At 54.7% G+C, this 14,474-nt stretch carries 12 protein-coding genes and 2 pseudogenes; 9 read left to right on the top strand and 5 right to left on the bottom strand.

What is annotated here, in order from left to right:
* Positions 1-156 precede the first annotated feature (156 nt).
* From sdaAB to MUN86_RS11930, 4 genes and pseudogenes are all read left to right on the top strand, one after another.
* Positions 157-837, top strand: a complete 681-nt coding sequence (gene sdaAB, locus MUN86_RS11945; RefSeq protein ID WP_245118012.1) for an L-serine ammonia-lyase, iron-sulfur-dependent subunit beta — start codon at positions 157-159, stop codon at positions 835-837.
* 21 nt (positions 838-858) lie between these two features.
* Positions 859-2,400: a TolC family protein gene (locus tag MUN86_RS11940; protein ID WP_245118010.1), complete on the top strand. Its 1,542-nt coding sequence runs from the start codon at positions 859-861 to the stop codon at positions 2,398-2,400.
* Positions 2,401-2,495: 95 nt separating this feature from the next.
* Positions 2,496-3,892 (top strand): annotated as a pseudogene (locus tag MUN86_RS11935) (efflux RND transporter periplasmic adaptor subunit).
* Positions 3,893-4,097: 205 nt separating this feature from the next.
* A pseudogene (locus MUN86_RS11930) lies at positions 4,098-5,071 on the top strand (NAD(P)H-dependent glycerol-3-phosphate dehydrogenase).
* Between the two features lie 13 nt (positions 5,072-5,084).
* On the opposite strand, the gene MUN86_RS11925 reads toward MUN86_RS11930, so the two are convergent.
* The gene (locus MUN86_RS11925) at positions 5,085-5,432 is read right to left on the bottom strand and encodes a hypothetical protein (protein ID WP_245118008.1); all 348 of its coding nucleotides are present in this window, start codon (positions 5,430-5,432) and stop codon (positions 5,085-5,087) included.
* A 156-nt stretch (positions 5,433-5,588) separates the two neighbouring features.
* On the opposite strand from MUN86_RS11925, the gene MUN86_RS11920 reads away from it, so the two are divergent.
* Genes MUN86_RS11920 through MUN86_RS11910 form a run of 3 tightly spaced genes read left to right on the top strand, consistent with a single transcriptional unit; the run spans position 5,589 to position 6,426 of the window.
* Positions 5,589-5,996 carry a DUF4259 domain-containing protein gene (locus MUN86_RS11920; protein ID WP_245118006.1) on the top strand — a complete coding sequence of 136 codons (408 nt, stop codon included), beginning with the start codon at positions 5,589-5,591 and terminating at the stop codon, positions 5,994-5,996.
* Entirely contained in the window at positions 5,993-6,211 is a 219-nt protein-coding gene (locus MUN86_RS11915) for a hypothetical protein (RefSeq protein ID WP_245118004.1), read from the top strand. Before MUN86_RS11920 ends, MUN86_RS11915 begins: the two co-directional genes overlap by 4 nt.
* A gap of 5 nt (positions 6,212-6,216) precedes the next feature.
* Positions 6,217-6,426, top strand: a complete 210-nt coding sequence (locus MUN86_RS11910; protein ID WP_245118002.1) for a hypothetical protein — start codon at positions 6,217-6,219, stop codon at positions 6,424-6,426.
* A 33-nt stretch (positions 6,427-6,459) separates the two neighbouring features.
* Here MUN86_RS11910 and MUN86_RS11905 read toward each other — a convergent pair whose 3' ends face one another.
* From MUN86_RS11905 to pdxH, 4 genes are all read right to left on the bottom strand, one after another.
* Entirely contained in the window at positions 6,460-8,217 is a 1,758-nt protein-coding gene (locus MUN86_RS11905) for a glycosyltransferase family protein (RefSeq protein WP_245118000.1), read from the bottom strand.
* 19 nt (positions 8,218-8,236) lie between these two features.
* On the bottom strand, positions 8,237-8,815 hold the full coding sequence (locus MUN86_RS11900) for a Maf family nucleotide pyrophosphatase (RefSeq protein ID WP_245117998.1): 579 nt from the start codon (positions 8,813-8,815) through the stop codon (positions 8,237-8,239).
* Positions 8,816-8,913: 98 nt separating this feature from the next.
* Positions 8,914-10,224, bottom strand: a complete 1,311-nt coding sequence (locus MUN86_RS11895; RefSeq protein ID WP_245117997.1) for a DUF1015 domain-containing protein — start codon at positions 10,222-10,224, stop codon at positions 8,914-8,916.
* A gap of 145 nt (positions 10,225-10,369) precedes the next feature.
* Positions 10,370-11,020 carry a pyridoxamine 5'-phosphate oxidase gene (gene pdxH / locus MUN86_RS11890; protein ID WP_245117995.1) on the bottom strand — a complete coding sequence of 217 codons (651 nt, stop codon included), beginning with the start codon at positions 11,018-11,020 and terminating at the stop codon, positions 10,370-10,372.
* A gap of 246 nt (positions 11,021-11,266) precedes the next feature.
* On the opposite strand from pdxH, the gene MUN86_RS11885 reads away from it, so the two are divergent.
* Complete coding sequence (locus MUN86_RS11885) at positions 11,267-11,833, top strand: YqgE/AlgH family protein (protein ID WP_280640516.1); 567 nt, start codon at positions 11,267-11,269, stop codon at positions 11,831-11,833.
* A gap of 66 nt (positions 11,834-11,899) precedes the next feature.
* On the top strand, positions 11,900-14,368 hold the full coding sequence (locus MUN86_RS11880; RefSeq protein ID WP_245117991.1) for a DUF349 domain-containing protein: 2,469 nt from the start codon (positions 11,900-11,902) through the stop codon (positions 14,366-14,368).
* Positions 14,369-14,474: the final 106 nt, after the last annotated feature.

Here is a 14,474-nt window from a genome sequence, read left to right as displayed (position 1 = left end):
CGAAAAAGGCAACGAATTGGCACCCGTCGGGCAACCCCTGGTGGACGGACTGCATCTATACGTCTGGTAGCGCTTGAGAGTGCGGCGTAGTCGAAAAATCACCTGCTGTTTAATCACTTGGTATCCCCGTCGAATCTGATACCTTTACCCCGTCTTATGGCTGAGAAAAGCAGTATTTTCGACATGATTGGACCCGTTATGATTGGGCCCAGTTCCTCGCACACGGCGGGTGTGGTGCGTATTGCCCGCGCTGCTATCCGTATTCTGGGCAGTATTCCCACCCATGCTATCATTACGTTCTACAACTCGTTTGCCCGCACCTACGAAGGGCACGGTTCCGACCGCGCCATTATTGGTGGCCTGCTCGGCTATGCGACTGACGATGTGCGCATCCGCGAGGCACTCGACCATGCCAAAGAAGCGGGCTTGCAGTATACGTTTCAGAGCGTAGGCAACGCCTCGACGATGCACCCCAATACCATCAAGGTACAACTGCGCGACGAGCGCACGGGCCAGCAGGTAGAGGTAGTGGGGCAGAGCAGGGGTGGCGGCGTGATTCGAATTGTAGAAGTCGATGGCTTTCCAGCTGATTTCTCGGCTTCTCTACACACGCTCATCTTGGATGCTGAAGACCGCACGGGTTCTATTGCCTTTATCGCCTCTGTGATTGCGCACGACGACTGCAATATTGCCACTATGTCGGTCTCACGGAAAGGCAAAAACGACCGTGCACGGCATTTCATTGAGATGGATTCCGATTTAAAAGACATTACGCTGGAATACTTGCGCCAGCTGCGCTGGGTACACCGCGTTACTTATATCCCCAATATTACCTAACCTTTTGCCTGTCTGGTGCTTATGAAACCACGCTTTACTTCTCGGTTACACCCTTTGTGGGCGGCCGGCTGCGGCGCGCTGCTGCTGAGTAATGTAGCTACGGCTCAAACCACCACGCCCGCGCAGCCACCGGCGGGTACGGTAACAGCCCCGGCGGCGTCGCCTACGGCGCCCTGGACGCTACAAAGCGCAATTGACTATGCGTTGCAAAACAACCTAACGGTGCGCCAAAGTCAATTGTCATCGGATCTGAATGGGGCAACGCTGCGCCAGAGCAAGGCTGCGCTATTACCTACCGCCAACGTGTCGGGCACGCAAGCGTGGAACTATGGTACGACGGTGAACCCGCTGACCAACGTGTTTCAGGACCAGACCACACGCACCAACAACTTCTCGGGTAACACGCAGATAACGCTGTTTTCTGGGTTTCAGCTGCGCAACACGGTGAAGCGTAATGCCTTGGAGTACGAAGCCGGCGTGTACGACGCCGACAAGGCGCGCAACGATCTGGCCCTGAACGTAGCCTCGGCGTTTCTACAAACGGTGCTTGCCGCGGAGCTGCTACGTTCCAACGAAGTGCGCGTAAATAGCTCGCAGCAGCAAGTAGACCGCACGAAGAAGCTGTTAAAAGCTGGCAGTGTAGCAGAAAGCAACTTGCTTGATAGCGAGGCGCAGCTTGCCACCGATCAGTACAACGTGGTTACGGCTCAAAATCAGCTGACTATTGCGCGCTTGCAACTAGCTCAGCTTATGAACCTAGATGCGGCTGCTACCCGCGCCTTACAAGTAACAACGCCTCAACTGGCTGATCCCAATGAACGGTCGTTGGACGATACCGATCCGGAAGCAACCTATCAAACGGCACAGACGCAGCAGCCCGACATTAAAGCGGCTGACTTGCGCGTGCGCTCGGCCCTGCGCAACGTGGATGTGGCTCGCGGAGGCTATTATCCTCGGTTGTTTTTGAACGCCAGTATCTTTACGGGTTACTCTTCGCTTTACACGCGTCCCATCATCACCGGCGATTCGGTGCAACTGCCGCTGCCGGTTTTTCAGTTCGACCCTGCAACGGGCCAACCGCTGCCCACTTCCTTCGTGGCGCTGTCGCCGAAGCAGCCAGTGCGCAGTTCCACTTCCAGCGACTTCCCCGACCAAATCAAAAACAACCTAGGCCGGTCGGTGCAGTTTGCTCTGCAAATACCCATTCTCAATGGGTTGCAGGTGCGCACCAACGTGCAGCGCTCTCAAATTGCGGTAAAGCAAGCTGAGTTGCGGCTCGATCAGGCCCGGCTTACGCTGCGTCAGAATATACAGCAGGCCTACGCCGATGCGCTAGCTTCTCAGCGGCAGTATATTGCCTCGCGCCAGCAGGTGCAGGCACTAAGTGCTGCTTATCGTAATGCCGAGATTCGTTTCAACAACGGGTTGCTCAATGGCACCGAGTTCAACATTGCCAAAAACAACCTGACGGCTGCCGAGTCGAGCATGATTCAGGCTAAGTATCAGTTCATCTTCCGTCGCAAAGTGCTGGATTTCTATCAAGGCAAACCTATTGCCCTATAAAATAGCCAAGTAACTAAGCAGCTCAGTACTTTTGCCACGACAAACCTTGGCTGCCTTTCCCTTACTTCGCTACCCAGACACTCAGTTACCCTTTCATGAAGAACAACCGCTTATTATATAGTCTGCTAGCCATTATTGTTTTGCTGACAATTGGCTTTGTAATAGCCAAAAAGCAAGGGTGGGTAGGCAAGCCAGCCGGCACGGAGGTGACGGCCGCCAAGGCTACCACGGTCAATATAGTGGAGCAAGTAAGCGCTTCGGGCAAGGTGCAGCCGGAGACGGAGGTGAAAATTTCGCCCGACGTGTCGGGTGAGATAATTGAATTGTACGTGCAAGAAGGCGATTCGGTGAAGAAGGGCCAGCTGCTGCTGCGCATCCGCCCCGACAACTACCAGGCCATGGTCAATCAGCAGTCGGCGGCCGTGAATTCGCAACGGGCCAACGTGGGCCAGACCCAGGCCCGGTTGCAACAGCTTATTGCCAACGCCAAGCAAACGGAGTTGACGTATCGGCGCAATGCTTCCCTCTACAAGCAAAAAGTGATTTCGCAGGCCGATTATGAGGCTGCCAAAGCAGCGTACGATGCTTCGCAGGAAGAACTGAATAGCGCCCGCCAAAGCATTCGGGCCGCCCAAAGCAACGTGGCAAGTGCGCAGGCAGGCTTGGAGGAAGCCCGCAAAAACCTGAACAAAACGACCATCTACGCTCCCGTAAGTGGCACCGTAAGCAAGTTGAACGTGGAGAAAGGCGAACGGGTAGTTGGTACTTCGCAGATGGCTGGTACCGAAATCATGCGCATTGCCAACCTGAACTCCATGGAAGTGCGCGTGAACGTCAACGAAAACGATATTATCAACGTCCAGCTCGGCGACTCTGCCACTGTAGAAGTTGACTCGTATGCCAGCAAAGACGAGAAGTTTCGCGGCCTCGTAACCAGCATTGCCAACACGGCCAAAGACGCGCTGACGGCCGAAGCTGTAACTGAATTTGAAGTGCGCATCCGGCTGTTGCCCGAATCCTACCGCCACTTGCTGCGCAGCACCAAAGGTCGCACTGTTGTGCCTTTCCGCCCGGCATGACGGCCTCCGTCGACATCATCACGAACCGCAAATCGGGTGTGCTGAGCGTGCCACTAGCCGCCGTTACCACCCGTACCGACAGCACCGCTGCTAATGGGCAAGCGGCCGCTGTGCAGGTAAACCGCAGAAGCGGTGGATCAGACGAAGACGAACAGGCTTCTAAAGTCACGGATGTGCAGGAAGTGGTTTTTGTGATTCGCGACGGTAAAGCCGTGATGACACCAGTTAAGACGGGTATCAGCGACTTTCAAAACATTGAAATCCTGAGCGGTTTGCAGGCAGGTGCGCAGGTGGTGAGCGGGCCATTCCGGGCCGTAGCCAAAACCCTGAAAGATGGGGCGCTCGTTGTAGTAAAAGATGCTAAAAGCCTCAATAAAGAAGCCTTGAAAGAGGGCCCTGGCGACGACCAATAACCTGCTATTGGCACGAGGTGAGCGAAGGAAAATTAGTTGCGCTCCTGCCGTCAGCCTGCTAATAAGACAAGCCCTTGCCGTCGGTTCGCGCGGCAAGGGCTTGTCTGTTAAAGAAACTTCGCACATTTGGGCTTCCTATCGGCTGGGTCTCTCAAGCCGGCCACTTGTCACCTATCATCTATTCCCTAGATTGGAAAAAATAGCCATGCTCGGCGGCGGCTCCTGGGCCACTGCTCTTACCAAGATATTATCAGAGAATGGGGCCCGGGTAGGCTGGTGGCTGCGTTCCAAAGATGACGTGCAGCACCTGCGTAGCACCCGCCACAACCCCCGTTACCTCTCATCGGTCGCCCACGACCTAACCCGGGTGTTTCCGTCCACTGATCTGGAAGAAGTAGTACGCGAAGCCGACTGGTTGGTGTTGGCCGTGCCCGCAGCGTTTGTGCAAGCCGTACTCGACAAGTTGGACCGCGACGCCCTGCGCAACAAGCGCGTTATCTCGGCCATCAAGGGCATGATTCCCGGCAAAAACGTGCTGGTAACCGACTACGTGGCCGACCGATTTCGTTTGCCACACGCGCAGGTAGGCGTGGTAGCGGGCCCTTGCCACGCCGAGGAAGTGGCATTAGAAAAGCAGAGTTACCTCACCATTGGCTCCCCGATTCAGTACTCGCCGAGGATTTCTGCCGCCTGCTGCGTAACCGCTACGTAAAAGCCAATCCCGCTCAGGACCTCGATGGCATCGAGTATTTCTCAGTGATGAAAAACATCATCGCCCTCACGGCTGGCATTGCGCACGGCCTCGGTTACGGCGACAATTTCCAGGCCGTGTTGGTAAGCAATGCCGTTCAAGAAATGCGCCGCTTCGTGCACGCCCTTAACCCGCAACCCCGCGACTTGTCCGGTTCAGCCTACCTCGGCGATTTGCTGGTAACGGCCTATTCGCAGTTCTCGCGCAACCGATCCTTCGGCAACATGGTGGGCCGCGGCTACTCCGTGAAGTCGGCGCAGTTGGAAATGAACATGATAGCCGAAGGCTACTACGCCGTCAAGAGTATTTACGAACTCAATCGCAAGCTAATGGTGCCTATGCCCATTACGTCGGCGGCCTATCATATTCTCTATGAGAAGATTTCGCCGGCTGTAGAGATAGAGCTATTGCGAGAGAAGTTTAGGTAATCGCACCGTTGCGTTAGCTTAATGGCCAAGTGATGTGGTAATAACCGAAGAGCAGGTGTTTCTCGTCGTAAAGTTCGATGCGGTGCTTGTGGTTTTGTAAAGACAAAACTGTAGAAACACTATTGCAGATGCTGGTTAGTTCATCTTTAGATGACGCATCACCTCGTATTAGGATTTCATCTTCCGCGATTCGCTCAAACGAAACCTGCGCATCCTGTGCGCCGCTGATCAGCAAATACTCTTCATCACGATAAAGACTCGACTCTCTAATTTGAGCGCGGCTATTACTGAATACGGATAGAAGTTTACGTAAACTCCAGTTGGTTTCTATTTGTCCATAAGCCAGATAACACTCTTCCATAACAGTAACTTCTATACCAACACAACAAATTTTACTATCACAGTTGAGCTCCTGCCTCTATTTTAGGCGAGTTGAATGTAGTCAACAGCAGTTCATCTTGACCACAACACTGCCTCTGTACGTAGTAATGCTACCTCTTAAACCTACCAACATCCTATGAGCACTTGGGGCTACTACACATTCGACAACGACGCGGCAGCTGATTTTGCCGAGACTTTCCTGGAAAAGCCTAACGAGGCCGTGCTCTACGAAGCACTGGCTACGGCGGCTGAGGAAGAAGGCCAAATAGAACTTGCGGATGCTAGTGTTGCCTTAGCGGCGGCCGAAATTGTGGCCGGCATCTTAGGTAAGCCAGCCCAGGATTTGCCTCCTGGCCTAGTACAGGCCATTACACACCTCGATGCTGACGGAGACGACCTGCGCGAATTAGCCGAGCAGGCTGTAAAAGTAGTGCTGGCCAACTCGCAGCTACAAGAAGAGCGTGCCAAAGGCGAGGATTACGATGCTTGGCAGCAGCTGCAACAAAACCTGCTGACGCGTCTCCAAGACAGCGAAGACGAATGAATTGGTTGCAGCTAGCCGCCTGCGCCGCGCTAGGCATGGCGCTTTATAATCTGTTCATCAAGGCGGCGGCAGGCCACATTCACCAGATGGTAGGAGCGGTAGTACTACAGGTAGTGGCCGCGCTAATTGGAGCTGGCTTGCTGCTGGTGCTATACCTGCGTGGAGGATTGCCAACTCATCTGGTTACTACTCGGGCATCACGCTGGCCGCTTTAGCTGGTGTGAGCATAGGGGTAGCCGAAATTCTCACGTTTGTGGTGTACGGCAAAGGGGCACCGGCTTCCGTAGGTACCCCACTCATTGTGGGTGGGTCCGTGCTGCTTACGGCGTTGCTTGGTGTGCTGGTACTCCGCGAAGCGCTAGCTTGGCCTCAGGCACTAGGGCTGGTGCTAGTGGTGGGTGGTATTGCGTTACTTGCTCGTGGCCACTAACGAGAATGATAAGTTAGCTTCTGTCAGTTTAGCCTATTGTTTCGGCGTGCGCCCGTAGATGACTACGGATTCATTTTCGTAGACGAGGGTATAGAGGGGAGGCTTCACCCAGAGGGGCAGAGGATCGGAGCTGCGTGCTTGCACAACGTAGTCGTAGGTTTGATTAGGAACGGAGGAGGAATGCAAAAGCAGTGGCCGATGCTCCTGAAGCGCATAATGATAAAAGAACAACTCGTAGGAGGGAGCCGTTAATAGCACCCGCTGGCCACCCCAACTGGTTAGCCAAGTATAAGCAGCTTCCATCTGTTCTTCCTCACGCACTTCTACTTGATGCGGAGCTAATTGCCGCTCAAACTGATAGCTTCCGTAGGCAACTACTATTGCCAAGCACAGAAGTGCTTGGTACGTAGTCGGTACTCGCAGGCGTGAAAGGAGCGTGATGCCTATTAAGCTGCCAAGAACACAGCCAGAATAACTGAGATAAAGCAGCACTCGCGCTGGAATCAGCACCTGTTGCACGGCCATTAGTGCCAATGGCACGACGAGTAGTAGCCACGCCAGCGCGCTTATTACCTTAGCCCGGCGGGGCAACAGACGTATCAAAAAGGGACCAAGCATCATGAGGCCGCCACCCGCCACCATTCCTAAGTGCCCGTTACCGGCCAGCATATCAGCAAGGTTACGTAAATAGCCTAAGTAGTTGCGCCAGAAAACGGTAGCAGCCATCTTAGCCACATAGTGATTGCCAACCAGCTGTGTGAAGCCGGATACGCACATTACGGGCCAGTAAAGCAACGCACTTACGGCCCCTACAATACCACCCGCCAGCACAAGTTGACCCAGCTCCAGCCAACGCCGCTGCCACACAAAGCCAATCAGCAGCCCTAGGCTCAACGATACGAACGGGTACAGAAAAGTGGGAATAGTGTAGAATCCTAAAATACTGGCCCCCACAAAAAGCAGCCACCCCACTCGCCGATACATCGGTGATTGTAGCAGTGCGACTGTCGCCGAAAAAGCAAGCAGCAGAAGTGTGATTTGCAGAAAATAGCCCCGGCCAGCTACCGCATAGTACAAACCCAGCGGCGACAAGCTAAACAAGCCCGTAGCTAAAGTGGCGGCCCAAAAACCACCCCTTCGCGCCAGTAACAAATGGCCTAAGATGGTGCCCACAGCCGCTGCCACAAAGGTGGGCACACGCATCACCACCCTCACATTGTCGGAAACTAGAGACAAGGGCCAGCAGATGAAATTAAACAGCAGGTGGTTGTTTGGAATAGGGTAGAAGCTACTAATGCCGAGTGGGCCCTGCCGCACGAAGTAATCGTAAGACGCTACCTCGTCGGTATTGAGGACGTAGGCCACTAGATACCACACTCGCACCGCCAGAATCAAGACCAGTAGCCCCGCAAATACCCCACGCTCTAGCCTCGATAGCCCACGCACTGTACTGCCGAGAGCTACTGAAGCCCTTCTAATTTCGATCTGCAATAGGCGGATTTCGGCCTGTATAGACGCTTTTTGAAAATAGCGTAAGGCCATTAGTAAGCTGCCACTCAGGCCAGCTATAGCAGCCAAGCCAATTTGGAGCAACTGGTAGGAAGCAGGCGTTACCGCCAAGGCTAGGTGCTTGTAGCCGCCCTCGTGGTAAGTCACCTTGCTTAGGCTCTGTACCTGCTCATAGGAAGTAAACCCGTAAATTAAGAAGAGGAACCCGCTGCTTATTAAAAAGCAAAACAGCCCTAGCACAATAATAAACCGGGTAGGGACAGAAGGAGCTGTACGAAACACGAAGCCGGTTGGTGAGGCGCTAAACGTTGAAAGGGAAGCCTAGTTTTAGTAGCTCGTCCCAAACCCGGTGTACGGGCAGGCCCATCACGTTGAAGTAAGAGCCTTCGAGGCGAGTTACGGCTACCATGCCAATCCAGTCTTGCGCACCGTAGGCACCAGCTTTGTCGAGGGGTTGGTATTGGTGCACGTAATACTCGATTTCAGTGGGCGAAAGGGCGCGGAAAACGACTCGGGTTTGATCGGAGAATACCACCTGCCGACCATCGCCGCCGAGCAGGCACACGCCCGTGAATACGTCGTGGGCGCGACCTTGCAAGCGGGTAAGCATTCGGATGGCTTCGGCGTCATCGGCGGGCTTGTTGAGCACGTCGTCGTCGAGGCAAACAATAGTATCGGCCGTTAGCACTACCTCGTCGGGGGCCAGACCTGCGCGGTAGGCCGCGGCTTTGTGAGCAGCTAAATACTCGGCTACTTCAGCGCGGCGCAAGTGCTCAGGAAAGGACTCGTCTACTTCCTGTAGGCGCACGGTATAAGGTACCCCCAAGTCGGTGAGTAGCTGCCGACGCCGCGGCGAATTAGAAGCTAAAACTAATTTCATTTTGGACAAGTAGTAGCTGATTTATTGATAGTTGCTGGTAGGTTTATTAACCGTTAGATTAAGTGCATCACCAACTGCTGATCAACGCTGAATCATTATCAACCAACCAGAAAAGGATGTGCGGTTTCTTCGGTGCGGATGCTACTGAAGAGAAAACCACCGATGGTTTTAGGATAGAAGAACGTGGACTTAGGCGGCATAACAGCGCCCGAATGGCATACTCGTTCCACCTCGTCCATGGTAACTTCGTTGGTGAACAGGGCGGCGCGGGCTTCTCCGGCATCTACGCGCTTGAGGCACTCCGAGAAGCTTCGCACATAGGCCACGCCCGGCCACTGCCGCTGCGCATCCGGTCCAACAATACCTAACACTTTTTCTAGTACGAAAAAGTGGAGCACCGTCAGGTCCAGATTTTTCACTTCTTGGGTGGTGTCCCAGTCGAGTTGCGTATGTACTTCGGGCCGCAGCCGTAGCTTGTACGCCTGCCCATCTTGCAGATACAATCCAAATGCCCACTGCTTACCGGCAATTAATTCGGGCAAGTCGTATGCATCTTCCTTGGGCAACACCACGAAATAGGGTTCCAGCCGGGCCAGTAGTTCGGCATCCGTTGGGTTACCAGGCAACTCCAACAGCAGACGGTGCGTGGGCAGAATGCGCAGATCATCGGCGGCCGAATTTGTGAGGTACATCAAATGGTAGTTCCAGCCCTCGGTACCGGTAGCGGTGGGGTCGGCGGCCAGCCGGGCCTGCCGATACGCAAGAGAGCCTTCGTAGCGGTGGTGCCCATCGGCCAGAATCACTTGGCGCTGGGCTAGCACCGCCTGAAACCGGTCGATGATACGGGCATCCTGAATGACGGCCAGCACGTCGCGGGCGCCTTGGTAATCTTCTTCGGTCTGGTAGAGTGGGTCCTGCATGGCCTCATCCATCCACCGTTCCAACTCAAATGCGTCGTCGCGGTAGAGGCCGTGGGTGGCGCTAGTTTGGAACTCGGTGCGGGCCAGTAACTCAGCTCGGTCGTTGACGGACGAAGGCAGGGTATTTTCGTGGCGCAGTACCACATCATCGGTCCAGGCGTAGGCCCGGATGTGGCACATAAAGCCTTTGCGACAGAACTCGCGCGTGCTGCCCGGCAGCCGGAAGTACTGATAATACACGTAGATGCCCGGTAGCTCGTCTTGGCGCAGCACGCCCGTTTGCTGCCATTCTTGCAGTCGCTCCCGCGCCTCGCCCGCGGCATCTTGGCCGCGCGGCACTGAAAGATGGATGCTGTTAAACTGGTTCCTATAGAGCGCCTCTCGCTGCTTCTGCGACACGACATCAAAGAGAGGCGAAACGTAGTCGTCGATGTGCTGGCTTAAAACCGGGTTGTACCGCCAGCCACGTAAAGGTTGAATTTCAGCCAAAATCAGTCATTTATCATGTAACAGGTATCATTCAAGAGGCAACACCTAACAATCATCTAGCAACAGTAGGGCGTTTGGCAACAGCTTGTACCAGCTAGCCATCGGGCTGCTGATGGGTTACTGTTAGGTGTTGACTTTTGAATAATTAAGGAGCTAAGCGGCTTAGGCGCCAAGTGTCGCCTTCCAGTTCATACACGATTCGGTCGTGTAAGCGGCTTGGGCGGCCCTGCCAGAACTCGATGCGGTGCGGACGTAGTAGATATCCACCCCAGTGTGGTGGGCGCGGCAGCAGTTCTTGGCCGTCAAAATCAGCAGCTATGCTTTTCTCGCGTTCTTCCAGTTCTTCCCGGCTGCTTATCACCTGGCTCTGGGGCGAGGCCCAAGCCCCAATCTGGCTGCCGCGGGGGCGGCTTTGAAAGTACTCGGTCGACAAGGCTTCGGGGGCTTTTTCCACCCGGCCTTCTACCCGTACTTGCCGTTCCAGGCCCGGCCAGAAAAAAGTAAGGGCGGCCAGCGGGCGTTCGGCTAGGTCATGGCCTTTGCGCGAGTCATAGTTGGTGTAGAAGAGAAAGGCCGCGTCGTCGGGCAAGCCTTTCAGCAGGACCACCCGCGCCGAAGGCTGCCCGTTGGCGGCTACCGTAGACACGGTCATGGCTGTGGGTTCGTCGAGCTGGGCTTGAAGGGCTTCTTGCAGCCAAACCCGAAATTGAGGAACAGCGGTGGGCAGTACGTCCGCTTCCGAAAGGGTGCGCTGAGCGTAGGTTTTGCGCAGGTCGGCCAGGTGCGGGTCGAGCATAGAATAAGTGCTGAAGGGTAGTGGGTGAATAACCAAGCAGTCGGCCATTTGATAGGCTGCTACTTCGTATTTCAACCAGTCAACTGGCCGCAAGGTAGTACAATGCGGGCAGGCTGGGAACCTCCGGTGCCCCGTCTCACGTACTAAATAGGGATACTGTGTGGTAAGTGACAAAAAGCGCTGGCCTCCGTTTTCCCCACATGCTTGTTATCCAGTGCTTAATTGCTAAAGCTTAACTTCAACGCTATGCCTCGTCTTCGCTCCAGCAGTCTGTTGATTTCACAGCCTTTTCTTGGTGATCCTAATTTTGAACGTTCCGTAGTACTCTTGTGCCGTCACGATGAAACAGAAGGCTCGTTTGGGCTCGTGCTCAACTGCTCCTCCAACCTTCAACTAGCTGATGTACTGCAACTACCTATTTCCACTGATTCGGAGGTAGCCCAAATGCCGCTGTATATAGGCGGTCCCGTTCAGCCCGACACGCTCCACTATTTGCACCAGCGCCCCGATGTGCCCGAATCCATTGCTTTAGGGCAGGACGTGTATTGGGGCGGCGACTTCACTGTTTTGATGGGTTTACTGCTCAGCGGTGACCTTTCGCCAGACGCGGTACGCTTTTATGCCGGCTACTCGGGCTGGACGGCCGGGCAACTAGCCGACGAAATCGGGGACAATGTTTGGATCGTGCATCCGGATGCTGCCGGGAAAGTCTTTACTTTGGACAATGATGCTTTTTGGCAGGCAATTTTGCGGGAAAAAGGCGGACGCTACCGCGCTCTGTCCAACTACCCCGTTGATCCGCGCCTGAATTAGATTCTTCCTCGTCGCCCACCACCTACGCCCACCTAGGTACCCTCACGGGCCTTTTCTGCTGAACTCATGCTACCCGAAAACGACCAAGCCGCCCCCGCTAATTCTGATAATAATTCGGAATCGCCGCTAAGCATCTTAGAGCGCCGTCTGGCGGAAATCCGCTCCAAACAAGAGCCTACTTCTGCCGACGACATCACGGAGCGTCCCGCCACAGAAGTGAATCCAACTGTTGGGGAACCAGCTGGGGCCGGCACCGCCGAACTCCCTGCCGACGTAACGGCGAGCTCAGCCGCTACGCAGGCGCCCACGCACGATCCATCCGTTTCTGATCCGCAGGCTCGCGCCGAGGACCATTATGGTGACCAGAACCCAGGAGTGTTAAGTGCTCACCAAGCAACCGACGAAAGCGCCTCAGCTACTGCAGGGGCTACCGATTTTGCGGCACCCGCCGAAGAATTAAGTATATCGTCAACGGCACCAGCCGGAAGTAGTTCCGGTAGTATTGATGAAGATCCTTCTATTACCTCTCCATCGGCAGTAGCCGCCGAGGCCGATACCTTGACCGTTGCTCCCGAGCAAGAAGTAGTAGCCAGCGAAGAATCCGCGTCGAACACGGAAACCCTGGTTGCTGCAACGCCTGATACTGAACTGCCAGTTGAGGAGCTGCACGCCGCACCTGAAATCGAGGATTTCCCCGAAGGCATTGCGCATCTCACCACTTCCTCACCAACGCCTGCAACTCCCGAAAACACAGCTTCGGAAGGGGAGGCTCACTCGGAAGAAGACGAGTTTGTGCCGGAGACGGCCATTTCAGATTTTGCCACGCTCGACCTGCCCGCGCAGACAACCCAGCTGCTGACCTTGCTCCGGCGCTCGGATGCGCGCCAAAACCGCAAGCAAATCACCGACCTCTACCGCCAGTACGAAACGGCCATCAATGCCGATCGTACTGCTGCCCGCCAGCGTTTCACCGAAGCTGGTAATGAAGGAGAGGACTTTCAGTATACAGGTCCAGAAAGCTATGCCGAACTAAGCAAGCTGATGCAGGAGTTCCGCGATAGTCGCGTTCGAGATGCCAAAGCCGAAGACGATCAGCGCGCCCGCAACCTGCTGCACAAGCAACATCTGCTTTCCCAGCTGCGGGTACTTGTCGAGTCGGCCGAAACCAAGGATAGCTCGGCCCGCATCAAGGCGCTGCAAAACGATTGGAAAGCTACTGGCCCCGTACCGCAGAAAGACACGCAGGAATTGTGGAACAGCTACCACGCCCTGCTCGATATTTTCTACAACAACCGCGGCCTGTTCTTCGAGATGAAAGAGCTGGACCGCCGCCGCAATTTAGAAGCCAAAGAAGCGCTTATTGCCCGGGCCGAGGCGCTAACCCAGCAGTCGAGCATCAACAAGGCACTGAATGATTTGCGGCAGCTGCACGAGGAGTGGAAGCACATCGGGCCAGTACCCAACGAGCAGCGCGAAGCGCTTTGGCAGCGGTTCTTGCAAGCTTCCGAGCAGGTGCACAACCGCAAGAAAGAATTCTTGGATGTGCGCTCAACGCAGGAAAACGCCAACTTAGCTCGTAAAACAACTTTGCTAGAGCAGTTGCTGCCCTTCGGTGAATTCCATACGGAGCGCGTGAATGAGTGGCGTGCCAAAACCGATGAGCTGCAGAAGCTGAAAGAAGAATGGGATGCTGCTGGCCTGGTGCCCCGCGACAAGGCCGATGCCATGAACAAGCAGTTCTGGGGCGCTTATAAGGGATTCTTCCAGCACAAAAATCAGTTCTTCAAGGCTCTCGACGAAGAGAAAAACAGCAACCTCAAGCGCAAACTAGAGCTGATCGATCAGGCCGAAGCAGCCTTGGCCAATCCCGACTGGGAGCAAGGGCGCGAAATCGTGATTCGGCTTCAGAAAGATTGGAAAACTATCGGCCGCGTGCCCGAAAAACAGTCCGATAAGGTTTGGAACCGTTTCCGGACTGCATGTGACGCGTTTTTCGACCGCAAAAATCAGGAAGTAAAGCAGCGCCAGGAAAAGGTGCAGCAAGCTAGCCAAGCTCAAACCAGCTACCTCGACCAACTGGCCGCAAGCGTAGCATCCTTGTCAGCGGACACCCCCGGTACTCTCGATGGCTTCCGCCAGCATGTGCAGGAGTGGCGGGATTTTGGAAGTGCCGAAAGCAACCCGCGCGGCAACAACGAGCGGGCCGATGAGCGGTTCCAAAGCTTGATGGGCAAGTACCTTGATATGGTGCCGAGCTTAAGCTATGCCGAGCGCGCTGAATTGCTCTTCAACTTGCAAGTGGAGCGTCTCAAGTCCAGCCCCGACTCGCAGCAACAACTCTATAAAAAAGAGCAGGCTTTGCGCCGCGAAATCAACGAGCTAGAAAACGACATCTCGACGCTGCAAACCAACCTCGAGTTCTTTGCTCGTTCTAAGAATGCTGCTCAGCTCCGCCAAGAGTATCAGGGCCGCATTGATGAGGCGCAAAACCGAATTGACGCTCTGAAAAAGCAATTACGCGTAATTCGAAGCTAAGTGAGTAGGATAAGGAATAAGACAAGGAACCCTTGGCCAGTTGCCAAGGGTTTTTTGTTTTAGAAGATGCTACAGTATCTGGCTGATAGCCAAAGAAAAGCAAGGT

Origin of the sequence: Hymenobacter volaticus (assembly GCF_022921055.1) — a bacterium.
GTDB lineage: Bacteria > Bacteroidota > Bacteroidia > Cytophagales > Hymenobacteraceae > Hymenobacter > Hymenobacter volaticus.
This window is presented reverse-complemented; position numbering and strand designations above follow the sequence as displayed.